Here is a 23,079-nt window from a genome sequence, read left to right as displayed (position 1 = left end):
CGTCAGAACTCCGTGGTTACCGAGCTGTACCAATAGCGGCCATAGGGGCTGTAGAGCGACCCCAGATAGCCTTCCGACGACAGCGGCGGCTTTTTGTCGGCGATGTTGCGGACGCCGACGCGCCAGCGCATGTCGCCGCCGATCCCGCCCCGGTCGCGGATGCGGACCTGGGCATAGAGGTTCGCGGTGAGCTGCGACTTGACCCGCCACGGATTGCCGTCGGCGTCGACGAAGCCGGTTTCGTCGACCGCGCCGGTATAGCGCGCAAAGGCGCCGAGCTGGAACTGGCCGAGCGACCAGGTCAGCGATGCCGAACCGCGCCATTTCGGGCGGCCGTTCGCCTCGATCAGATCCTCGGTCTCGGGCAGCGGGGTCGCGGCGTTGATGTCGCCCGCCTCGCGCGCGGCGACGAGCATGTCGACCGCATCGCCCGGCGCGCGGGAGAATTTGAGCAGCCGGGTCGCGTTCACGGCCAGGTTGAACTTGCCGATGCTCGTCTTCGGCGACTGCCAATAGAAAGCGAAATCGAGCCCGCGCACCGTCTGCGGCTGAAGGTTGATGAACTGGTCGCGCACCGTCAGGATGCGGCCCACGGGTGCGATGCCGGTTCCCGCAAAGGCTTCGACATCGTCGGCGTTGGCGGCGTCGCGGATGACGTTGGGATTAGACGACCCCTGCAGGCGCAGCAGATAGTCGAGCGCGACGGCGGTATTGTTGCCGAGGATGCCGACGATGCCCTTTTGCCGGATCGACCAATAGTCGACCGTGAAGGTCACCCGGCCGAGATCGGCGGGGAGGAAGGCCGGTTCGAACACCGCGCCGAGATTATAGTTGGTGCTCTTTTCGGGCTTGAGGTCGGGGTTGCCCGACACGCGGCGCGAATAGCCAACATTGTTGCCGCAGGCGGTGAAGCTGTCGATCCGCCCGGCGCGCAGATCGACCTCGCAGCGCAGGAAATCCTGGCTGGTCGCGAGGCGGGCATATTCGACCGCATTGACCTGTTCGAGGTTCGGCGCGCGGAAGCCTTGCGAGAAGGAGCCGCGGAAGCGGAGGCCGTCGACCACGTCCCACGCCGCCGCGATCTTCGGCCGCGCGACGCTGCCGAAGTCGCTGTAATGCTCATAGCGTCCGGCGAGCTGGAGGTCGAAACGCCGCATCAGCGGGATGTTCATATCCTCCGACACCAAAGGCACCGCCAGCTCGGCATAGGCCGCGGCGACGGTGCGCTTGCCATAGGTGTCGGGATTGTCGCTGACCGCGGCGGCGTCGCTGATCGTGATCGCGCCCGACACCATGTCGACGAAGGGATCGGAGCCGTCGACCGCGGCGTCGCGGTCGTCGCGCTGGGTCTCGCGCCGGACTTCGACGCCGAACGCCATGCCGACGTCGCCGCCGGGCAGCTTGAAGAGGTCGGGGCGCGAGGCGCGGAAATCGCCCATCGTCAGCGTCGTCTTCGACCGGCGCTGGAGCTGGAAACCGATCGCGTCGAGCGCGACCTGCGAACTGGGCGTGCAGTCGCCATAGGTGGTCGCCGTCGCGCAGCCGCCGTTGAACGGATTATAGGCGTCGGGCGTCGACAGCGCGAGGCTCTGTTGCAGCGCCGAACTGCGCACCGCGAAGCTGCTGTCGTGCGCGCTCGCCTCCGAATAGGTGAAGGCGCTGTCCCATTTGAAACCCGCGGTCTCGCCCCGGATGCCGAGGAGGGCGCGAAGCTGTTCGCCGGTGACATGCACCGTCTGCGGCCCCGCATCGACATAGCGGTAATTGGTGAGCAGCACCGGCAGGCCCTCGTCGGGGACGTTGGTCAGCCCGGGGATGCGGTTGGGGCTGCCAACCGGCCCGAAGGGATTGTAATAGTTGGTCGCCGGGATCCAGATCTGGTTGAGGTTGATCACTGCCGGCTGGCCCCGCAGCGTGTCCGAATAATAATAGCCGAACTCGCCGAACAAAGTCAGCGTGTCGGTCAGGTCGTAATGCCCGTTGGCGAAGCCGTTGTAGCGCTTGACGCGCGGCATGACGGTGGTGCCGATCGCGGTGTCGTAACGCAGGTTGCGGAACGTATTGTTCGTCGCGAGCGAGGTGTTCACCAGGCAGAGGTCGGGCGAAAGCTGATAGGTGCAGCCGCCGAAGCTCGGCGGGCGGACGGTGAAGGAGCCTGCCGCCGTGGTCATGTTGGTCGAGCCGAGGCGCGGCCGTCCGCCGGCGATCTGAACCTGCAACGCGGGCCACGGACCGCGCGTCGCGCGTCCGTCGGGCGTCGTCGAATCGGCGAAATCGGGATAATCGGCGAACAGCGGACGCAGGTCGGCCGACGCGGTGAAATCCTGATCCTCGGCGCGCAGGGCCGAGCGATCGGTAAATTCGAACGAGACGGTGATGTTACCGCGATCGAAGCTCTTGCCCGCCAGGATATTGCCCTGAAACTCGCGCAGATGGGTGCCCTCGGCGCCGCCATATTGCGCCTGTAGCCTCAGGCCGTCGTAATTGTCCTTGAGCACCGTGTTGACGACGCCCGCGACCGCATCCGAGCCATAAAGCGCCGCGGCGCCGTCGAGCAGCACCTCGAACCGCTGGAGCCCGGTCGTCGGGATCGCGTTGGAGTTATAGCTCAGCACCGGCACGGTGCCCGTGTCCGACAGCCCCTGGCTCGCGGGATGGGTAACGATACGGCGACCGTTGAGCAGCACCAGCGTGTTGCCGACGCCGAGCGAGCGGAGATTGACCGAACCGACGTCGCCGCGCGCCGCATTGCTCGTCTGCGCATTGTTGCCGGGGTTGAAGCTGACGTCGCCCATCTGCGGAATGCTGCGGATCAGTTCGTCGCCGCTGACCACACCGGCGGCGTCGATCCGATCCTGATCAAAGACCACCACCGGCAGCGCTTCGGTGACGCGCGCGCCCTCGATCCGCGAGCCGACGACGACGATGTCGGAGCCGTCGCCGCCCTGGCTCTCGCCATCGGCCGCGTCGTCCTGCGCGGCGGGTGCGTTATCCTGCGCCCGGGCGGGAGTGCAAGCGAACAGGCAGATCGCCGTGCTCGCGAGCAGCAATGCCGATGTCGAACCCCTCATTATCCTTCTCCCTTTGCTTTCAATCCATGTCCTGTTCGACGGGCGGCGCGGCCAGTGGAGACGGTGCGCCGCCGTCCAGCGCCAGTCGCAGCTGATCGCGATCGAGCGCATTGTCCCAGCGGGCGACGACGACCGTCGCGACTGCGTTGCCGATGAAATTGGTGAGGCTGCGGCATTCCGACATGAAGCGGTCGATGCCGAGGATTAGCGCCATGCCTGCGACCGGAACCGACGGCACGATCGACAGCGTCGCAGCGAGCGTGACGAACCCCGCGCCGGTGACGCCCGCGGCCCCCTTCGAGCTGATCATCGCGACGAGCAGCAGCGCGACCTGCTGGCCGAGCGACAGGTCGACGTTACAGGCCTGCGCGATGAACAGCGCGGCGAGCGTCATATAGATGTTGGTGCCGTCGAGGTTGAAGCTGTAGCCCGTCGGCACCACCAGCCCGACGACCGACTTGGCGCAGCCGGCGCGCTCCATCTTCTCCATCAGGCTGGGCAGCGCGCTTTCGGATGAGGAGGTGCCGAGCACGAGTAGCAGCTCGGCGCGCAGATAGCGAATCAGCTTGAAGATCGAAAAGCCCGCGAGCCGCGCCGTAATGCCGAGCACGACGACCACGAAGATCGCCGAGGTGAGGTAGAAGGTCGCGAGCAGCCCGGCGAGGTTCGCGAGCGACCCGACCCCATATTTGCCGATCGTGAACGCCATCGCGCCGAACGCCCCGATCGGCGCGGCGCGCATCAGGATCGCGACGAGCCGGAAGATGACGAGCCCGACGCGTTCGAACAGATCGCGCACCGGCGCGGCGGGCTCGCCAACCATCGACAGCGCAATCCCGAACAGGATCGATACCAGCAGCACCTGGAGCAGCGAATCCCCGGTGAGCGCCGAGACCAAAGTGGTCGGAATCGCCGACATCACGAAATCGACCAGTCCGCTGTGCTTCGCCTTTTCGACATAGCCGGTCACCGCGCCGGTATCGAGCGTCGCCGGGTCGATGTTCATGCCCGCGCCGGGCTGCACCGTGTTGGCGACGATCAGGCCGACGACCAGCGCCAGCGTCGAGAAGAAGAGGAAATAGGCGAAGGCCTTGCCCGCGACGCGGCCGACCGAGCGCAATTCGGTCATCCCCGCGATGCCGGTGACGAGCGTGACGAAGATCACCGGGGCGATGATCATCTTGACGAGCTTGATGAAGCCGTCGCCGAGCGGTCGCAGCGCCTCGCCCGTCGCGGGCCAGAGATGGCCGATGATCACGCCCAGAAGAATGGCGGCGAGCACCTGGACATAGAGGTGGCGGTAGAGCGGCGTCGCTCCCGCCGGCGCCTGTCCGGTCTCGTCGAATATGATGGCTGCCACGTACATCCTCCCGAGCACGGCCTTTCGCCGTTGCTTCCTCAAAATTATGGCCGGCCCCATCGCCGGTCCACGAACTTCGCATTATCCGAAAAATGGCTGAAAATAAGGTCATTGCGGAGGGGGCTGCGATATTTCCCCGCTTTGACTGTGCGATTTTCCGCTTACCATGAGCCAATATGTGCGATAATCCGCACATATGGCGACTCCGGCTCTCCTCGATGATTCGCGCGCGCCGGGCACGGGGCGGCGCCTGATTTGGGCCGCTTTGCTCGCCCTGCTGCTGCTGGCGATGATCGCGGTCGCCGCCTTCGGCTGGGCGGCGGGCCATGCGCGCGTCGCCTCCGACGCCGCCGCCGAGCAGCAGGCACGCAGCGCGTCGCGCCGCCTGGCGGGCGAGCTTCAGAAATTCCGCCTGCTGCCGCTGGTGCTCACCGAATATCCTGATGTCCGCACCGTGCTGGGCAGCGGCGATGCCGCGGCGGCGCGGCGGATGAACGACAAGCTCGAACTGCTCGCCGACCGCACCGACGCCGCGGTCATCTATCTGATCGCGCGCGACGGCCGGACGATCGCCGCGAGCAACTGGCGCCGCCCGCAGAGCTTCGTCGGCCAGAACTACGGCTTTCGTCCCTATTTCCGCGACGCCATGGCCCGGGGCAGCGCCGAATTGTTCGCGCTCGGCACCGTCAGCGGCCGGCCCGGCCTGTTCATCGCGCGCCGCGTCGAGGAGGGCGGCCGGGCGCTCGGCGTGATCGTCGTCAAGGTCGAGTTCGGCGGTCTCGAAGCCGAATGGGCGCGCCAGCCGCTCGCGACCTTCGTCACCGACGATCATGGCGTCGTCATCATCACCAGCCGCCCCGACTGGCGCTTTCGCACCCTCGCGCCCATCGACGAGCGGACGCGCGCGGCGATCCGCGCGGTGCTGCAATTCGGCGATCTGCCGCTTACGCCGCTGCCTCTCGCGAAGGACGGCGCGACCTGGGCGAACGGCGACGCGCGCTATCGCGAAGCGGCGGTTCCGGTGCCGATGGCGGGCGCGCGGCTGCACGCCTTCCAGCCGCTCGCGCCCGCCGAGGCGAGCGCCAACGCGACCGCGCGCACCGCGATCCTGATCGCCTTCATCCTGCTCGCCGCGCTACTGACCTGGGTGTTCCGCGCGCGCGAGAAGCAGCGATTGCAGGTGGAGGCGCGCCACATGCTCGAGATCGAAGTTGCGGCGCGCACCGCCGATCTGGTCGAGGCGAACCGGCGGTTCCGCGCTGCGCGCGAGGAATTGTCGCAGGCGAGCCGCCTCGGCACGATCGGACAGATCACCGCGGGCGTTGCGCACGAGATCAATCAGCCGGTCGCGGCGATCCGCGGTTTCGCCGAAAACGCCGGCACGTTTCTCGACCGCGGCGATCCGGGCAAGGCGCGCGACAATATCGGGACGATCGTTGCGCTGACCGAGCGGATCGCGGCGATCATCGCCGAATTGCGTAGCTTCGCGCGGCGCAGCACGCCCGCGCCCGGCCCAGTCGAGGTCGCGCGGGTGATCGACGGTGCGCTGCTGCTCGTCGGCGATCGTATCCGCGAACATGGCGTCACGGTCGAGCGCGTCGGCGAGGCGCCGGGAATGCGCTGCATCGCCGACCGCGTGCGGCTCGAACAGATTCTCGTCAATCTGCTCCAGAACGCGCTCGATGCACTGACCGGCCGGCCCGATCCGCGCATCCGTATCGAAACGCGAGCGGAGGGCGATATCGCGATCACCGTCGCCGACAACGGGCCGGGGATCGCGTCCGACGTCGCCGACAATCTCTTCACGCCCTTCGTCACCGGAAAGGCCGATGGGCTCGGGCTGGGGCTGGGCATCGCGCGCGATATCGCGCGCGAATTCGGCGGCGCACTCGACAGCATCGCGTCGCCGCTGGGCGGCGCGGCCTTTCGGCTGGAGGTTCGCCGCGCATGAGCGAATTCGTGACTCGCCAGCAGGTCATTTTCGTCGACGACGACGACGCCTTGCGCGCGGCGACGGTGCAGTCGCTCGAACTCGCCGATATCGAGGTCCGGGCCTTCGCCGATGCCGAGACGGCGCTCGCGGCGATCGACGACGCGTTCAGCGGCGCGGTGGTCACCGATATCCGCATGCCGCGCCTCGACGGGCTCGAATTCTTTGCGCGCATCCGGGCGATCGACCCCGAAATCCCCGTCATCCTGATCACCGGGCACGCCGACGTGCCGATGGCGATCGGGGCGCTGAAGGGCGGGGCATTCGACTTCCTCGCCAAGCCCTATGCGACCGATCATCTGATCGCCGCCGTGCGCAAGGCGCTCACCTCCCGGCGTCTGATTCTCGACAACCGGATGCTGCGCGCAGCGGCCGAAACCAGCGTCGACAGCCCGCTGATCGGCGACAGTCCGGTCATGGCGCAGCTTCGCGCGACGATCGTCCAGATCGCGCGCGCCGACATCGACGTGCTCGTCGAGGGCGAGACGGGGACGGGCAAGGAGCTTGCGGCGCTGCTCCTCCACCGCAAGGGGCCACGCTCGGGCCGCCCGTTCGTCGCGGTCGATTGCGGTGCGCTTCCCGAAGGGCTCGCCGAGGTTGAACTGTTCGGCCACGATCGCGGCGCCCCTGGCTATGGCCCGATCGCCCGCGAAGGGTGGATCGAACAGAGCCATCGCGGCACTTTGTTCCTCGACGGCATCGACAATATGCCGCTCGCGATCCAGTCGATGCTGCTGCGCGTCGTCGAGGAGCGCAAGATCCGGCCGATCGGCGCGAGCGAGCCGCGCGGGGTCGACCTGCGCATCATCGCATCGTCGCGTCGCGACCTGCAGCAGGCGGTCCGCGCCGGCGAGTTTCGCGAAGACCTTTTCTATCGCCTCAACGTCGTGCGGCTGCGGATGCCGCCGCTTCGCGAGCGCAGGGCCGACATCCCGCAGCTTTTTGCGTCGTTCGTCGAGGAAGCGACCGGCCGCATGGGCGCGCGGGATTTCACCCTGGGCGATGCCGCGCGCCGGCACCTGATCGAACATGACTGGCCGGGCAATGTCCGCGAGCTTCGCAATTTCGCCTATAGCGAGGTGCTGGGACTGGAGGCGCCGGTCCCGGAAGATGGCGCGATACCGCCGGCGCTGCCCGAGCGAGTGGCGCAGTTCGAGGCGCACGCCATTCGCGACGCGCTGGCGAGTGCGGGCGGCGATATCGCGGCGACGCTGGCGTTCCTGCGCATCCCGCGCAAGACGCTCTACGACAAGATCGCGCGCCACGGCATCGATCCGAAAATCTATCGGAACTGAGGGCGTTTCGGGCTCGGCCGATCCGCCTCGGCGCTTTTCGACGGGCCGCGACTGTGATCGCTTAATGCTGCCACTATGGTGCCGTTAAATTCTGCAAATTGGGGATTTTATTCATAATCGCCCGCCATGGTTGTTCGAGCGAAGGCCAGTTCGTTGAATTTATATTAACTGCGATTTCTAGTGCCATTGAATATTATGCAGAATTTCGCTAATATTCGGCACCGGCATCGAGATGTTTTGAGTATCGTATGACATATTCTCCTTCTTCCGGTGCTGCTTTCAACGAGGATGGCATGAAGAAACCGCTCCTCTCCAACGCAACGCCCGAGCCGCTATCGCCCGGCGAAGTCGATCGCCGCGGCGCCGACCGCTATCGCACCGTGTGGCGCATCGCGAAGGTGACGCGCGATGGCGACGTCGGCCTGTGGCGTGTGCGCAACATGTCCGACAACGGCATGATGCTCGCCGCCGATGTGCCCATCACGGTCGGCGAACGGCTCGAAATCGCGCTTTCGGATGCGGTGACCGTGCGCGGCAAGGTGGTGTGGTCCGAAGGCGGCCGTTGCGGCGTCGCGTTCGACGAGGAGGTCGACGTCGCCGACGTGCTCAAGCAGCTAGCCGCCGAACAGCGCGCGAGCGGCTATCGCCAGCCGCGGCTTCCCGTCCACAGCAGCGCGCAGGTGGTGACCGACGAAGGCACGAGCGAGATCGAACTCGTCGACCTGTCGCAGAGCGGCGCGGGTTTCGTCCACGATGGGCATCTGGAAGTCGGCAAGGAGCTCGACCTCGTGCTCGCGAGCGGAATCCGCCGCAAGGCGATCGTGCGCTGGTCGCGCGGAACGCGCGGCGGTTTGTGGCTGACCCAGCCGCTCGACCGCGCCGACCTCGAAAGCATCCGCCGCTTTCAGAACTGACCGTTCAGGCCGCGCCCTTCACGATCTTGGCCCACGGGTTGAGGTCGGGCTCGGCGATCTTGCTCAGCCGGTTGTGGTCGCGGTGCCGGAACAGCCCCTGATCCTTCACCATCAGCATCGTGTCGGAGACATAGCTCCACGTCCCGTCGTCGTGGAAATCGACGGTCAGTTCATAGCTGTCGGTGCGAAAGGCCTGTTCGAGGAAGGTTGTCGAGCAGATGCCATATTCACTTTGTCCGCGTGTCGCCTTGACGATTAACTGCTTCGCATCGGGCTTGGCATTCCCCGCCGCGATCGCGATCTGGCCGCGCGGGATAGCGAGCGTCTGAATGATCAGGCCCGTCGCCGCTTCATAGAGCCAATAGCCGACCTGGTCGTGGAAGGCGATGTCCTCCTCGGGCGTGTTGATATGGACGTGATAGCGCAGGCCATAAAAGAGCTGCGGCCCGTTCGCCTGCGGGTCGATCGGATGCATCTCGATCCGCTCGTAATATTTGCGCGTCTCGGGACCGTCGGCCTTGGGATTCACGTCGACGCCGCGCGTCCCTTCCCAGACGCCCGCAAGCCGTCGCAGCGGGCCGAGATTGGCGAGCGTATCGGGATCGACGTCCTCGGGCTCGGTGAAGATGTCCTTGGGTATGTCCATGCTGCCCCCTTTTGGGTCTGTCAGATGTCTTCGGCCAACCGTGCATAGAGCTGCGGCCGGCGGTCGCGGAAAAAGCCCATGCCGGCGCGATGCTTCGCCGCGCGATCGAGGTCGATCGTCTGGATAAGAACGCCGGTCTCGCTCGCGCCGAATGATTGCGTCAGGTCGCCCCATTCGTCGGTGATGAAGCTGTGGCCATAGAAGTTCGCCTCGCCCTCGGCGCCGATGCGGTTCGCGGCGATCACCGGCATACAGTTCGATACCGCATGGCCCTGCATCGCGCGGCGCCACATGCGGCTGGTGTCGAGGTCGGCGTCATAGGGTTCCGATCCGATCGCGGTCGGATAGAAAAGCAGTTCGGCCCCCATCAGCGCCATCGCGCGCGCGCATTCGGGATACCATTGGTCCCAGCACACGCCGACACCGACCCGCGTCCCGAACACGTCCCAGACCTTGAATCCCGTATTGCCGGGGCGGAAATAATATTTTTCCTCATAGCCGGGACCATCGGGAATGTGGCTCTTGCGATAGGTGCCCATGATCGCGCCGTCGGGTCCGATCATCGCGAGCGTATTGTAATAATGCGGGCCGTCCTTTTCGAAAAAGCTCGTCGGGATCGCGACCTTCAGCTTTTCCGCCAGCGCCCGCATCGCGATGACGCTCGGATGCTCGGCGGTCGGCCGCGCATTGGCGAAGAGCTCTTCCTCCTCGACCTGGCAGAAATAGGGGCCTTCGAAGAGTTCGGGCGGCAGAACGATCTGCGCGCCCTTCGCGGCCGCCTCCTCGACGAGCGCGGCGACCGCGTCGATATTCGGCTGGACGGGGCCGGGCAGGGCAAGCTGCAGCGCGGCGACGGAGATGGTGCGGGTCATGGAGCGGATATAGGGGAGGCGGCGCATCTTGCCAGCGCGAATCTGCCTTGAATCTACCGGGGAAGCTGCTGGCTCGAACAGTGGAAGCTGCCGCCGCCGACGAGGATACCGCGTGCGGGAACGCCCACGGTGCGGCGGTCGGGGAAGAGCGCGGCAAGTGCATCGACCGCCGCTTGATCGTTCGGCACGCCATAGGTCGGCGCGACTACGGTGCTGTTGCCGATGTAGAAGTTCATATAACTCGCTGCCGCGAGATCGCCATCGATCTCGACACGGCCGGGTGAGGGGAGGTCGACGATTTCGATATCCCCGAACGCCGCCGCGCGGGCGCGCGCATCGGCGTAGATTTCGGCATTGGGGTCGTCACCGCCCGCCGCGACGGGGGTCGCGAGCCGGCCTTCGCCGACGAAGCGCGCCAGATTGTCGACATGGCCGTCGGTATGATCGCCGATCAGCCCCTTGCCGAGCCACAGCAGCCGCTCGATGCCGAGCGACTGGTGCAGCCTGACCGCGATGTCCTCGCGCGTCAGCGTCGGATTGCGGTTCGAGTTGAGCAGGCATTCCTCGGTGGTGACGCAGAGCCCGGTGCCGTCGACGTCGATCGCGCCGCCTTCGAGCACCCAGTCCTGGTCGTCGACCGGCAGCCCGCCAGCTTGCGCGAGCGCGGCGCCGACTTCCCGGTCACCGGGCATGACGAATTTCTCGCCCCACCAGTTGAATTCGAAATTGCGCGCGCGCCGCGTCGCGCCGGTGCCCGCGACGATCGGCCCGGTATCGCGCAGCCAGATGTCGCCGAGCGGCTGGACGAGAATGCGCACGCCCGCCTCGACGAGCCCGGCGGCGATGTCCGCCTGGCGCGCATCGTTGACGACCAGCCGCACCTCCTCGCCGCGGCCGCCGTCATGGACGGCGTTCGCGAAAGCGGCGACATCGGCACGTGCCGCGTCGATCCGGCCCGCCCACTCCTCGTCGAGGTGGGGAAAGCCGATCCATACCGCTTCGTGCGGCGCCCATTCGGCAACCATGCGCAGCGTCATGGGCGCCGTCCGATTATTTCGCGGGGCGCGACTTGTCGCGCGCGGCGCGGAACTCGTCGCCCTTCACCCAGTTCGGCCAGGCGTCGGTCGAGGCGAGCATCCGCCCGGCGGCATAGAAGAGCTTGAGATCGGCGATCATGCCGTCCCAATTCTTGATCGCCGCATATTCGTCGCCGGGGGCGTGATAGCGATTCTTCTCATAATCCTCGGCCGCCTTCTTGCCGGCTTCCTTGCCGCCATCGACCAGGTCTTCGCCGGCGCCGAAGTTGAAGAAGGGCACGCCGCGCTTCGCAAAGCTGAAATGGTCGGAGCGGTAATAGAAGCCCTTTTCGGGGGTCGGCTCATCGACGATCGTGACCTTTGCCGCCTGGGCGATCTTTTCCAGATAGGTGTCGAGATCGGACTTGCCGCGGCCGACGACGACGATGTCCTTCGCCGGACCGTTCGGGTTGAGCGCGTCCATATTGACCCCGCCGACCGTCTGCGCGAGCGGGAAGATCGGATTGGCGGCATAATATTCGGAGCCGAGCAGGCCGGATTCCTCGGCCGTCACGGCCAGGAAGACGACGCTGCGATCGGGCGCACCGGCCTTTTGATAGGCCTGCGCCAGCGTCACGAGCGCGGCGGTTCCGGTCGCATTGTCGACCGCGCCGTTGCAGATATCGTCGCCGTTCACCGGCGTGCAGCGGCCAAGATGGTCCCAGTGCGCGGTATAGAGCACATATTCGTCGGGGCGCTTCGTCCCCGGCAGCACGCCGACGACGTTATGCGACATCTTCTTCGCGATCTGGTTGTCGAAGCCGAACGAAGCTTTCACCCCGGTCAGCGGGACGGCCTTGAAGCCCTTCTTGCCCGCCGCGGCGCGCAGCTTGTCGAAATCCTGTCCGGCGCTCGCGAGCAGTTCCTTCGCCTTCGCAAGCTGGATCCAGCCGTTTGCCACGGTCTGGTCGGCGCCGCCGTTCTTGGTCTCGGCGAGATATTGGGTGCCGGTGTTGCTCGATTCCACGACGTTCCAGCCATAGGCGGCGGGTTCGGTGTCGTGGACGATCAGCGCCGCGGCGGCGCCCTGGCGCGCCGCTTCCTCATATTTATAGGTCCAGCGGCCATAATAGGTCATCGCGCGGCCGCCGAACTCGCCCTTGGCTTCGGGCGTCTGCCAGTCGGGGTCGTTGACGAGAATGATGACGGTCTTGCCCTTGACGTCGAGCCCGGCATAATCGTTCCAGCCCTTTTCGGGGGCGTTGATGCCGTAACCGACGAAGACGACGTCGCTGTCCTTGACCTCGGTCTTCGGCTGGACGCGATAGCTGAAGGCGACATAGTCGTTGCCATAGTTCAGCGTGACCGGCGCCTTGCCGCCGGTGAAGCTGAGCGGCGTCGCATTCTGCGCGGTGATCTCGACCAGCGGCACGTCCTGCGTCCACTTGCCGTTGTTGCCGGGCTTGAGCCCCGCTTCCTCGAACTGCTTGATCAGATAGGCGAGGGTCTTTTCCTCGCCCGCGGTGCCCGGCGCGCGGCCCTCATAGGCGTCCGACGACAATTCCTTGGTCACGTCCTGCAGCGTCTGCAGCGACAGCTCGGGAAACTGGACGTCGGGAAGCGAGGCCGCATCGGGGCCGGCCGCCTTGTCGGAGCCGCTGCACGCAGCAACGGACAAAAGAACCGCGAAAGCCGCGGCGGTACGGGGGAAGCGAAGCATGGAAATTCCTCAGGCTTTTGTATTCGATCGCGGACTTGTGCCAGCCCGGCGTTGAAGGCGCAAGCGCCGCTTGCGCCCTTCCCGGCGCTTGGAAAAGCGGACGCCGGGCTTTAGGGAAGAGAAAGGGAATTGAATAACAGGGGGATAGAGATGCGGGGGCACCGGCTATATTTGCTGGGTTTGGGGATCGTGGCGGGGACTGCGCAGGCGCAGGAAGGCGACATCGCGCGCCGCTTCGGCACGCTCGACGGCGTCACGCAGGTTAGCCTGTCCCCCGACGGGCAGAGTCTGGCCTTTCTCGCGCCGAACAAGGGGCAGGCAAATGACCTGTTCGTGGTCGATATTGCCGATGGCGCCTCTCCCCGCCGCATCCTGCGCGCCAGCGGCGATCCCGAAATCCTGCGATGGTGCAGATGGGCGACCGACGCACGGCTGATCTGTCAGATCGGCGGCCGGCAAAAGGTAGGCGAGTTCATCTATGGCTTTTCTTCCCTGCTCGCCGTCGATGCGGCGGGCGGCAACGTCAAGACGCTGAGTACGCGGCGGGGCGACAATGCGCTGGGCTTCGATTTTCGTGGTGGCAGTATCATCGACTGGCAGCCGGGACCGCCCGCCAGCGTGTTGATGATGCGCAGCCACGTTCCCGAAGCGAACCGCCATACCGCCTCGCTGATCACCAAGGACGAGGAGGGAATGGGCGTCGATCTCGTGAATGTGGTCGAAGGGTCGGTGAAGGTCGTCGAGAAACCCAGACGCGACACCATCGAATATATCACCGACGGCAAGGGCAAGGTGCGTATCATGGGCACCCAGCCGATGACAGGACGGACGGACAATCTCAGTCCCGTCGTGCGTTACTTCTATAAGTCCGCGGATGGCGGCGACTGGCAACCATTGTCATCGCTCGATACGCTGTCGCGTGAAGGATTCGAGCCCTGGGTGGTCGATGCCGCAACCAACCGTGCGATCGGTTTCGGCAAGATCGACGGGCGTCTCGCCGTCATGGCGGTCAAGCTCGACGGAACGGGGAGGGGCGAAACACTCTATCGCCATCCCGAGGTCGATGTCGACGGACTGGTTCGCGTCGGCCGCGATCAGCGCGTCGTGGGCGCGACCTATGCCACCGACCGCCGCCAGATGGTGACGACCGACACGCATGTCGCGGCAATGGCCAGTTCGCTGTCGCAGGCGCTCGGCGGCCGGCAAGTCTATTTTATCGATGCGTCGGCCGACGAGTCTCAGTGGCTGTTATGGGCCGGATCGGATGTCGATCCGGGGCGCTATTATCGCTATACGCCTGCGGCGAAGCAACTCCGGCCGTTGCTCGAGGACCGGCCTTTGCTGTCGGAACTGACGCTCTCGCCAGTCAAGGCAATACGCTATCCCGCGTCCGACGGCACGATGATCCCCGGTTATCTGACCCTTCCGCCGGGGCGCAGCGATGCCAAGGGGGTGCCGGCGATCGTGATGCCGCATGGTGGCCCCTCTTCGCGCGACGAATGGGGGTTCGACTGGCTCGCGCAATATTTCGCCCAGGCGGGTTTTGCGGTCGTCCAGCCCAATTACCGCGGTTCGTCGGGCTATGGCGATCAATGGTATCAGAACAATGGTTTCCAGTCGTGGAAGGTCGCGATCGGAGACGTGAACGACGCCGGCCGCTGGATATTGGCGCAGGGGGCCGACCCCGCCAAATTGTCGATCGTGGGCTGGTCCTATGGCGGCTATGCCGCGTTGCAGTCGGGCGTCGTCGCGCCCGACCTGTTTCGCGCCATCGTTGCGATCGCGCCGGTGACCGATCTCGGCAAGCTGAAGACCGAAAGTGCGCGCTATACCAGCGGCGCGATCATTCGCGATTTCATCGGTTCGGGTCCGCATATCATCGAGGGATCGCCGGCGCGCAATGCCGGCCGGATCGCGGCACCTGTGCTGATGTTCCACGGCACGCTGGACCAGAATGTCGATATCGACCAGGCGCGGATCATGCGCGGGGCGCTGCTCTCGGCAGGAAAGAAGGTCGAACTGATCGAATATCCAGGGCTGGCGCATAACCTGGGCGACAGCGACACGCGGACTGCGATGCTTGCGCGGATCACCGGATTCCTGCCGCACTGAACGAAAAAGGGGCGGCCCGTTTCCGGGCCGCCCCTCGTAATTTCGCAATCGAGCCGATCAGCGCGAATAGAATTCGACGACCAGATTCGGTTCCATCTTCACCGGATAGGGCACTTCGTCGAGGGTCGGAACGCGGACGTAGGTCGTCTTGGTGCCGTCGACCGACAGATATTCGGGCAGGTCGCGCTCGGGCAGGCTCTGCGCTTCGGCGACCAGCGCCATTTCCTGCGCCTTCTTGCCGAGGGTGATTTCGTCGCCCGGCTTCACGAGACGGCTGGCGACGTTGCACTTCACGCCGTTCACATAGACGTGACCATGGCTGACGAGCTGGCGCGCCGAGAAGATGGTCGGCGTGAACTTCGAGCGATAGACGACCGCATCGAGGCGGCGTTCGAGCAGGCCGATCAGGTTCTGGCCGGTGTCGCCCTTCATGCGCGACGCCTCGAAATAGTTCTTCTTGAACTGCTTTTCGGTGATGTCGCCGTAATAGCCCTTCAGCTTCTGCTTCGCGCGGAGCTGGATGCCGAAGTCCGACATCTTGCCCTTGCGGCGCTGACCGTGCTGGCCGGGGCCATATTCGCGGCGGTTGACCGGGCTCTTCGGGCGGCCCCAGATATTCTCGCCCATGCGGCGGTCGAGTTTATACTTGGCGCTCTGGCGCTTCGACATTGTCGTCTCCAATATGCTGTGTGCCGAAGGATTTCGGCGGTTCCCGGGTCGCACCATAGGGCATATGTCCTATGCGACCGCCGCTTCACCGGGGTGCGGGGTCCATTGCGAAGGCGCGCGGTTAGACGGGGAAGCGCGGAAAGTCAAGCGCGGCGCGCGCATCGGCGCGATGCCTCGACAGCGCGGAAAAAGCCGCTAAAGGCAGCGCCTATGACCTCCGCCAAACTTCCCGAGCAGTGCGAAACGATGACCGAAGTCCGGATCGGAGTCGACGAGGTCGATCGCGCGCTGGTCGCGCTGCTCGTCCGCCGTTTCGGGTACATGGATGCCGCCGCGCGCATCAAGAACGACCGCGGCACCGTTCGCGACGAAGCGCGCAAGGCTGAGGTGCTCGACAATGTCGCGCGCGCCGCCGCCGCCGCCGGTCTCGAGCCCGAGCGGCTTCGCGCGGTGTGGAACGAACTGGTCGAACAGTCGATCGCTTATGAAGCGGTCAAGTGGGATCGGCTGCGCGCCTGATCGCCGGTTCGCGCCAGAATCCTAATTGGTTTCGGCGGCCGCCGTCTTTTCGGTGCTGGTCTGCACCGCTTCATCCTTCGGCTTCGGGGCTTCGACCGTCCGGCATATGCGTTTCGACACCCGGCTGCCGGTAATCTCTACCTTCTCGCAAATCTTCCTGGGTTTGGCGGGTTTCACAGGAACGTCTCCGGCCGCGTTGGCGGAGGTCGCGGCCAGGGCCAGGGACAATATCGTGGAGATCATATATTACTCGCTTTTGAAAGAATGCGCGTCCCTAGGACGGTTTTTTCGTCCGGCCAAGCGCCGTTATGATGCCGTGCATCATCCTGATGTCGTTATGGGACCATCCGGTCTTGGTGAGCGCGGTGCGCAAGGTGCGCAGCGTCGCGTCGGTTCGCTCGGGCGGGAAGAAATAGCCGGCGGCGTCGAGGTCGCGGCTCAGATGCTCGACCAATTGTTCGAGTTCGCCCTGCGGTGCGGGCGGATCGAGCGGAACATCGGGCGGACTCGCCAGCGCGACGCCCTTCGACCATTCATAGGCGAGCAGAATTACCGCCTGCGCAAGGTTGAGCGAGCCGAACTCCGGATTGATCGGCACGGTGACGATGCTGTGCGCCAAGGCGACGTCGTCGGTTTCGAGTCCCGATCGTTCGGGCCCGAAAACATAGGCCGAGCGGCCCGCGCTCGCATGGACCTGCTTCGCGGCGGCTTCGGGCGTCAGCACCGGCTTGGTCACGCCGCGCTTGCGCACGGTGGTGGCATAGACGGTGGTGCAGTCGGCGACCGCCGCGGCGAGACTGTCGTAAACTGTGGCCTCGGCCAGCACGACATCGGCGCCCGATGCCGCCGGGCCCGCATCGGGGTTCGGCCAGCCGTCGCGCGGGGCGACGAGGCGGAGTTCGGTGAGCCCGAAATTGAGCATCGCCCGCGCCGCCTTGCCGATATTTTCGCCGAGCTGGGGGTGGACGAGAACGATGACGGGAGGGGGAGCCGAAACGGAGCCATCCTCTCCCCGATTCCCCGAGCGAAGCCGAGGGGTTCGTTCGAGCGAAGCGAGAACCCGCACCGTCGCAGCCTCGACTTCGCTCGGCATGGCCCCTCGGCTTTGCTCGGGGACACCGATTAGGCGGGCGCGGCGTTCGGCCGGTGGAATCGACGCGCGCTGCAGGCGATCCCAATCCCGCGCAATCAATGCTTCCTTCTTCGCACGCGACCAGTTCTTGATCTTGAGCTCCGCCGCCTTGGCTTCCTCGCGGGTTGCGAAGGCTTCCGCCCAGACCAATTCGACGGGTCGACGGGTCGAGGTGTATCCGCCGAGAATGCCCTCCTGATGCTGATAGAGACGCCTGTCGAGGTCATCGGTGTGGCCGGTATAATAGGTGCGGTCGGCGCAATGGAGGAGGTATGTCCAGAAGCTCATATATTGTCCGTTGCCGCGTTCTCGCTTCGCTCGAAAATGCCCCTCGGCTTCGCTCGGGGAATCGGGGTGGGGCGGGATTTAGCTCTTATGCGCCGCCTCGGTGATCGACGAGGCGAATTCCTCGAAATCCCTGGCTTCGGTGAAATCGCGATAGACGCTGGCGAAGCGGATATAGGCGACATTGTCGAAGCCCTTCAGCGCTTCCATCACCATTGCGCCGATCTGCGACGCCTGCACCTCGTTGTCGCCCGAGGTTTCGAGCTGGCGCTGGATGCCCGAGACGAGCCGCTCGATCCGCGCGCCGTCGATCGGGCGCTTGCGGCAGGCGATCTGGACGCTGCGCATCAGTTTCTCGCGGTCGAAGGGCTCGCGGGTGCCGCCCGCCTTGAGCACCGCGACCTCACGAAGCTGGATGCGTTCGAAGGTCGTGAAGCGCGCGCCGCAATCCTCGCACTGGCGGCGGCGGCGGATCGCGGCGCCGTCCTCGGTCGGACGGCTGTCCTTCACCTGACTGTCTTCATGTCCACAATAGGGGCAGCGCATCGGTCAGCGTTTCACCCGCGAATAGAGCACGATGGCGGCGCCCGCGAACAGGCCCACCGGCCAGGTGACGACCGGCAGCACCGCGCCCGCGATCGCGCCGACGACTCCGCCGGTCAGGACGGGGCGCGTCGAGGGATGGTCGATCCCCTGCCTGCCCATCGCCTTGACCTCTTCGATCGTCCGCTCGGCCAGCGTCGGCTCCTCGGGGTGCTGCCGCGCCATCGCGCTTAGCCCTGATAGATGGGGAAGCGCTCGCAGAGCGCGCGGACGCGGCTGCGGACGTCGGCTTCGACATCGGCGTCGCCATGCTCGCCCTTGTCGCGCAGCGCTTCGAGCACGTCCGCGACCATGTCGCCGATCTCCTCGAATTCCGCGATGCCGAAGCCGCGCGTCGTGCCCGCCGGCGAGCCGACGCGGATGCCGCTGGTCTTGACCGGCGGCAGCGGATCGAAGGGAACGCCGTTCTTGTTGCAGGTGATCGCGCTGCGTTCGAGCGCTTCGTCGGCGTCGCGGCCGGTGATGCCGAGCGGGCGGAGATCGATCAGCGCGAGGTGGGTGTCGGTGCCGCCTGCGACGACGTCGGCGCCGCGCGCCTTCAGCCGGTTCGCGAGCGCCTGCGCATTGGCGATCGTCGCTTTGGCATAGGCCTTGAACTCGGGGCGCAGCGCTTCGCCGAAGGCAACCGCCTTCGCGGCGATGACGTGGACCAGCGGGCCGCCCTGGAGGCCGGGGAATACCGCCGAGTTGATGCGCTTCGCGATCGCCTCATCATTGGTCAGAATCATGCCGCCGCGCGGGCCGCGCAGCGTCTTGTGCGTCGTCGTGGTGACGACATGCGCATGCTCCATCGGCGAGGGATGCACGCCGCCGGCGACGAGCCCCGCGAAATGCGCCATGTCGACCATCAGCAGCGCGCCGACATCGTCGGCGATGGCGCGGAATCGCGCGAAGTCGAGGGTGCGCGGATAGGCCGAGCCGCCCGCGATGATCAGCGAGGGGCGATGTTCCTTCGCAAGGCGCTCGACCTGATCGAAGTCGACGAGATGGTCGTCGGCGCGCACGCCGTACTGAACGGCATCATACCATTTTCCCGACATCGCGGGCGCCGCGCCGTGGGTCAGGTGGCCGCCTGCGTCGAGGCTCATGCCCATGATCGTCGCGCCGGGCTTGGTCAGCGCGAGCATGACTGCGCCGTTCGCTTGCGCGCCCGAGTGCGGCTGGACGTTGGCGAAATTGCAGTCGAAAAGCTGTTTCGCGCGATCGATCGCCAGCGTCTCGACCTCGTCGGACGGGCCGCAGCCCTGATAATAGCGCTTGCCCGGATAGCCTTCGGCATATTTGTTGGTGAAGACGCTGCCCTGCGCCTCGAGAACCGCCTTGGAGACGATATTTTCCGACGCGATCAGTTCGATCTGATGCTGTTCGCGGTCGAGTTCATGCTTCATCGCCGCCGCGACCGCAGGGTCGGTCGCGGCGACACCGTCGGTGAAATAGCCGGCCGATTTGATGGGCTTGTCGAGCGTTTCGGTGGTCATCGGCTGGTCTCCAGTTGGGGCGGGTGGGAAAGCTTGTCGACGCGCGGGCCATGGCGGCCGCCGGCAAAATCACCGACGAGAAAGGATGCGACGCAGGCCTTTGCCATATCCTCGCCGATCAGCCGCGCGCCCATTGCGAGCACATTGGCGTCATTATGCTCCCGGGAGAGCGCCGCCGAATAGGGGTCACTCACCAACGCGCAGCGGGCGGCGGGATGGCGGTTGACCGCGATCGAAATGCCGATCCCCGAACCGCAGAGCGCGATACCGCGTTCGGCGCGGCCATCGGCGATGGCCTCGGCGAGCTTGTAGCCGAAGTCGGGATAATCCACCCGGTCCGCCGTCGCTGGACCGAGGTCCAGCACCTCGTGATCGAGGTCTCGCAGCCAAGCCGCGAGCACGGCTTTCAGCTCGTAGGCGGCGTGGTCAGAGGCTATCGCGATGCGCATCGGGGCGGCTCCCGCAGGGGTGACAGGGAATCGATGAGCGCGCTTTAGGCGAAGCCGCCCGGATTGACCATAAGCCAGGTGGCAAATTTGTGACGCGGGCGATAAAGCCGCCCCATGTCCGACACCATCATGTCCCTGCTGATGCTCGCCGGGGTCGCGCTGACCGGCGGCGCCGTCTATATTTTCCGCACCGGCGACCGCAAGCGCGCGCTGCTGATGTTCGTCGCGGCGCTGGTGATGTTCGCGAATATCGCGATCTGGCTGGTGCCGGCGAAATAGATCCGACAAAAACCTTCGTCATTGCGAGCGGAGCGAAGCAATCCAGGGCGGTTTACGCAGGCTCTAGATTGCCGCGCGGCTTCGCCGCTCGCAATGACTAGGTTTGATTCGTCACCGAATCGGCGAATCGGGCGCGAGGCGCATATCCAGATAATTATCGAGCGACTTCATGAGCTGGTCGAGCTCGTGCTCGAAGAAATGGTTCGCGCGCGGGATTTCGTCGTGGTGGATGGTGATCCCCTTCTGCGTGCGCAGCTTGTCGACCAGCTTCTGGATCGCGGGCGGCGGCACGATCTCGTCCTGCCCGCCCGCGACGATGATCCCCGACGAGGGGCAGGGGGCGAGGAAGCTGAAGTCATACATATTGGCGGGCGGCGCGACCGACAGGAAGCCGCGGATCTCGGGGCGGCGCATCAGAAGCTGCATGCCGATCCAGGCGCCGAAGCTGAAGCCCGCGACCCAGGTCGTCTGCGCCTCGGGATGGATCGACTGCACCCAGTCGAGCGCCGAGGCGGCGTCGCTGAGCTCGCCGATGCCGTTGTCGAACGTCCCCTGGCTGCGGCCGACGCCGCGAAAATTGAAGCGCAGCACCGCGAAGCCGCGCGCGACGAAGCTCTTGTACATCGCCTGGGTGATGCGGTCGTTCATCGTGCCGCCGCCCTGCGGGTGCGGGTGCAGGATCAGCGCGACCGGCGCGCGCGGGCGTGGCGGAGGCGAGAAGCGGCCTTCGATGCGGCCCTCGGGGCCGGGAAAAATAACGTCGGGCATGGGCGCACCTTCTATGGTTCTTGGGCTTGCCAGTGATTCGCCGGGAGACGGGGTGGCGGAGCGAAAGCGGCGCCTATATAGAAAATAGGTGGCAAGTTGCAACTTTTGCGAATCGTTCGCAATAAGAGGCCTTGCCATCCTTCGTTTCGTCACCCCGGACTTGATCCGGGGTCCCGCTCAGCGGCGGTGATAAGCGGGACCCCGGATCAAGTCCGGGGTGACGAGGATTTCATGCGTTACTCGACACGAACGGGATTAGGGGGCAGAGGCTCGCAAGATGATCTACCTCGATTACCAGGCCACGACGCCGCTCGCACCCGAGGCGCGGGAGGCGATGCTGCGCTGGCTGGGCGACGAAGGCGACACCTTTGCGAATCCCTCCAGCACGCACAAGGCGGGCCGCGCCGCGGCGGCGGCGGTCGAGGTCGCGCGCGATCAGGTCGCGGCGCTGCTGCCGCGGGGCGGACGCGTCTTCTTCACTTCGGGCGCGACCGAGGCGCTCAACTGGGCCCTGTTTCGCGGCGCGGAGGCGAAACCCGGCGGCGTTGCGGGGCTGAGCATCGAACATGCCGCGTCGTTGCAATGTCTCGAACGGCTGAATGCGAACATTCTGCCGGTCGATGGTGCGGGGCTGGCGCTGCCGCCCGATGACGCGCTGATCCCCGAAAACGGCCTCGTCGCGGCGATGCTGGTGAACAATGAGGTCGGAACGATCCAGCCGGTCGCCGATTTCGCCGCCGCCGCGCACGCGAAGAACAGCTTGCTGCTCTGCGACGCGGTGCAGGGTTACGGCCGGGTCGCGATTCCCGATGGCGCGGACCTGATCGCGCTTTCGGCGCACAAGATTCATGGGCCGAAGGGGATCGGCGCGCTGTGGGTGCGCGACGGCGTCGACCTCGAACCGCTGATGCTCGGCGGCGCGCAGGAGCAGGGGATGCGCTCGGGCACCGTCTCCCCGGCTCTGTGCGCCGGATTCGGCGCGGCGGCGGCGCTCGCGGCCGAGCGCTTCGATGCGGACGCCGCGCATGTCGAGCGGCTCTGGTCGCTGGCGATGGACATGCTGCCCGAATGGACGCTGGGCGGCGCCGCGGCCCCGCGCTATCACGGCAATCTCAATGTCCGGCGCGATGGGGTGAACGGGCTGCGGCTGATGTCCGACGCCCGGAACGTCGCTTTCTCGCTCGGCAGCGCGTGCGGCAGCGGATCGGGCAAGGTCAGCCATGTGCTGCGCGCGATGGGGGTGAGTGAAGCCGACGCCCGCGCCTCGATCCGGCTCGGCTGGGGACGCTATACCAGCGAAGCGGAATTGCGCGCCGGGCTGACCGCGATCAAGGATGCGGCGCGGCTTCAGGGAGTGAATTGAGTGCGCGTGACCTTCATCCACGCCGACGGCAAGGGGCGCACCGAGACCGAAGCAAATGCGGGCGACGTCCTGCTCGACGTCGCGCAGGCGCATCTGATGCCGCTCGAAGGGACGTGCGAGGGGCAGATGGCCTGCTCGACCTGCCACGTCATCGTCGCGAAAGCGGATTTCGACCGCCTGCCGCCCGCGAGCGAGGAGGAGGAAGATATGCTCGACCTGGCCGCCGGGGCCCGGCGCACCAGCCGGCTTGCCTGCCAGATCGTCCTGACCGGCGATCTCGATGGGCTGACGGTGCATATCCCGGCGGAGAGCCGCAATATGCAGGGGCCGCGCTGATCGGGTCGGCGGGGATCGTTTTCGATCGGAAGCTGACCTATCCTCCATCGTCATCCCGGATCAAGTCCGGGATGACGAGAGCTCATAGGCGGCAGGTAAGTGACAGTTTTCATCTCCTATTTTCGTCATTCCCGCGAAAGCGGGAACCTAGGGTGGGGTCAGCCGACGCCCGCTCTGGGTTCCCGCTTTCGCGGGAATGACG

22 protein-coding genes are annotated in these 23,079 nt (G+C 65.8%); 8 read left to right on the top strand and 14 right to left on the bottom strand.

The annotated features are described in order from the left end of the window. Positions 1-2 precede the first annotated feature (2 nt). Entirely contained in the window at positions 3-3,071 is a 3,069-nt protein-coding gene (locus OJI97_RS04870) for a TonB-dependent siderophore receptor (RefSeq protein ID WP_297661665.1), read from the bottom strand. 19 nt (positions 3,072-3,090) lie between these two features. Further along, entirely contained in the window at positions 3,091-4,422 is a 1,332-nt protein-coding gene (locus OJI97_RS04865; protein WP_297661752.1) for a dicarboxylate/amino acid:cation symporter, read from the bottom strand. Positions 4,423-4,627: 205 nt separating this feature from the next. Here OJI97_RS04865 and OJI97_RS04860 point away from each other — a divergent pair, with 205 nt between their 5' ends. The 3 genes from OJI97_RS04860 to OJI97_RS04850 all read left to right on the top strand — a co-directional run bounded on the left by OJI97_RS04860 (position 4,628) and on the right by OJI97_RS04850 (position 8,630). Then, on the top strand, positions 4,628-6,382 hold the full coding sequence (locus OJI97_RS04860) for an ATP-binding protein (protein WP_297661663.1): 1,755 nt from the start codon (positions 4,628-4,630) through the stop codon (positions 6,380-6,382). After that, entirely contained in the window at positions 6,379-7,716 is a 1,338-nt protein-coding gene (locus OJI97_RS04855; protein WP_297661661.1) for a sigma-54 dependent transcriptional regulator, read from the top strand. Before OJI97_RS04860 ends, OJI97_RS04855 begins: the two co-directional genes overlap by 4 nt. 293 nt (positions 7,717-8,009) lie before the next feature. After that, the gene (locus OJI97_RS04850) at positions 8,010-8,630 is read left to right on the top strand and encodes a PilZ domain-containing protein (protein ID WP_297661659.1); all 621 of its coding nucleotides are present in this window, start codon (positions 8,010-8,012) and stop codon (positions 8,628-8,630) included. Between the two features lie 4 nt (positions 8,631-8,634). Here OJI97_RS04850 and OJI97_RS04845 read toward each other — a convergent pair whose 3' ends face one another. From OJI97_RS04845 to OJI97_RS04830, 4 genes are read right to left on the bottom strand one after another with little or no spacing between them, the layout of a single operon-like run. Further along, the gene (locus tag OJI97_RS04845) at positions 8,635-9,276 is read right to left on the bottom strand and encodes a heme-binding beta-barrel domain-containing protein (protein WP_297661657.1); all 642 of its coding nucleotides are present in this window, start codon (positions 9,274-9,276) and stop codon (positions 8,635-8,637) included. 20 nt (positions 9,277-9,296) lie between these two features. After that, positions 9,297-10,148 carry an N-carbamoylputrescine amidase gene (gene aguB / locus OJI97_RS04840; RefSeq protein WP_297661655.1) on the bottom strand — a complete coding sequence of 284 codons (852 nt, stop codon included), beginning with the start codon at positions 10,146-10,148 and terminating at the stop codon, positions 9,297-9,299. Between the two features lie 53 nt (positions 10,149-10,201). Beyond that, positions 10,202-11,185, bottom strand: coding sequence for an agmatine deiminase family protein (locus OJI97_RS04835; RefSeq protein WP_297661653.1), 984 nt, complete (start codon positions 11,183-11,185; stop codon positions 10,202-10,204). Between the two features lie 13 nt (positions 11,186-11,198). Further along, positions 11,199-12,884: a M28 family metallopeptidase gene (locus OJI97_RS04830; protein ID WP_297661651.1), complete on the bottom strand. Its 1,686-nt coding sequence runs from the start codon at positions 12,882-12,884 to the stop codon at positions 11,199-11,201. A gap of 189 nt (positions 12,885-13,073) precedes the next feature. On the opposite strand from OJI97_RS04830, the gene OJI97_RS04825 reads away from it, so the two are divergent. Next, the gene (locus OJI97_RS04825; RefSeq protein WP_297661649.1) at positions 13,074-14,996 is read left to right on the top strand and encodes an alpha/beta fold hydrolase; all 1,923 of its coding nucleotides are present in this window, start codon (positions 13,074-13,076) and stop codon (positions 14,994-14,996) included. A gap of 57 nt (positions 14,997-15,053) precedes the next feature. Here OJI97_RS04825 and rpsD read toward each other — a convergent pair whose 3' ends face one another. Continuing rightward, complete coding sequence (rpsD, locus tag OJI97_RS04820; protein WP_257550473.1) at positions 15,054-15,665, bottom strand: 30S ribosomal protein S4; 612 nt, start codon at positions 15,663-15,665, stop codon at positions 15,054-15,056. Between the two features lie 210 nt (positions 15,666-15,875). Between rpsD and OJI97_RS04815 the strand changes: the two genes are divergently transcribed. Further along, on the top strand, positions 15,876-16,184 hold the full coding sequence (locus OJI97_RS04815; RefSeq protein WP_297661646.1) for a chorismate mutase: 309 nt from the start codon (positions 15,876-15,878) through the stop codon (positions 16,182-16,184). 21 nt (positions 16,185-16,205) lie between these two features. On the opposite strand, the gene OJI97_RS04810 is transcribed toward OJI97_RS04815, so the two are convergent. From OJI97_RS04810 to rpiB, 6 genes are all read right to left on the bottom strand, one after another. Next, the gene (locus OJI97_RS04810) at positions 16,206-16,427 is read right to left on the bottom strand and encodes a hypothetical protein (protein WP_297661644.1); all 222 of its coding nucleotides are present in this window, start codon (positions 16,425-16,427) and stop codon (positions 16,206-16,208) included. A 31-nt stretch (positions 16,428-16,458) separates the two neighbouring features. Then, positions 16,459-17,604 carry a TrmH family RNA methyltransferase gene (locus OJI97_RS04805; protein WP_297661642.1) on the bottom strand — a complete coding sequence of 382 codons (1,146 nt, stop codon included), beginning with the start codon at positions 17,602-17,604 and terminating at the stop codon, positions 16,459-16,461. A 78-nt stretch (positions 17,605-17,682) separates the two neighbouring features. After that, positions 17,683-18,147, bottom strand: a complete 465-nt coding sequence (gene nrdR, locus OJI97_RS04800) for a transcriptional regulator NrdR (protein WP_297661640.1) — start codon at positions 18,145-18,147, stop codon at positions 17,683-17,685. A gap of 3 nt (positions 18,148-18,150) precedes the next feature. Continuing rightward, positions 18,151-18,369 carry a hypothetical protein gene (locus OJI97_RS04795; RefSeq protein ID WP_297661639.1) on the bottom strand — a complete coding sequence of 73 codons (219 nt, stop codon included), beginning with the start codon at positions 18,367-18,369 and terminating at the stop codon, positions 18,151-18,153. A 5-nt stretch (positions 18,370-18,374) separates the two neighbouring features. Further along, positions 18,375-19,682 carry a serine hydroxymethyltransferase gene (glyA, locus tag OJI97_RS04790; RefSeq protein ID WP_297661638.1) on the bottom strand — a complete coding sequence of 436 codons (1,308 nt, stop codon included), beginning with the start codon at positions 19,680-19,682 and terminating at the stop codon, positions 18,375-18,377. Continuing rightward, positions 19,679-20,131: a ribose 5-phosphate isomerase B gene (gene rpiB, locus OJI97_RS04785; RefSeq protein WP_297661636.1), complete on the bottom strand. Its 453-nt coding sequence runs from the start codon at positions 20,129-20,131 to the stop codon at positions 19,679-19,681. Before rpiB ends, glyA begins: the two co-directional genes overlap by 4 nt. 114 nt (positions 20,132-20,245) lie before the next feature. Between rpiB and OJI97_RS04780 the strand changes: the two genes are divergently transcribed. Further along, complete coding sequence (locus OJI97_RS04780) at positions 20,246-20,410, top strand: hypothetical protein (protein ID WP_297661634.1); 165 nt, start codon at positions 20,246-20,248, stop codon at positions 20,408-20,410. Positions 20,411-20,521: 111 nt separating this feature from the next. On the opposite strand, the gene OJI97_RS04775 is transcribed toward OJI97_RS04780, so the two are convergent. Next, the gene (locus tag OJI97_RS04775) at positions 20,522-21,178 is read right to left on the bottom strand and encodes an alpha/beta hydrolase (protein WP_297661633.1); all 657 of its coding nucleotides are present in this window, start codon (positions 21,176-21,178) and stop codon (positions 20,522-20,524) included. A 277-nt stretch (positions 21,179-21,455) separates the two neighbouring features. Here OJI97_RS04775 and OJI97_RS04770 point away from each other — a divergent pair, with 277 nt between their 5' ends. Further along, a complete protein-coding gene (locus OJI97_RS04770; protein WP_297661631.1) occupies positions 21,456-22,541 on the top strand; it encodes an aminotransferase class V-fold PLP-dependent enzyme in 1,086 nt (361 codons plus the stop codon). Continuing rightward, a complete protein-coding gene (locus OJI97_RS04765; protein WP_297661628.1) occupies positions 22,542-22,877 on the top strand; it encodes a 2Fe-2S iron-sulfur cluster-binding protein in 336 nt (111 codons plus the stop codon). Positions 22,878-23,079 lie beyond the last annotated feature (202 nt).

Origin of the sequence: Sphingopyxis sp. (genome assembly GCF_025869345.1) — a bacterium.
In the GTDB taxonomy this organism is placed as follows: domain Bacteria; phylum Pseudomonadota; class Alphaproteobacteria; order Sphingomonadales; family Sphingomonadaceae; genus Sphingopyxis.
This window is presented reverse-complemented; position numbering and strand designations above follow the sequence as displayed.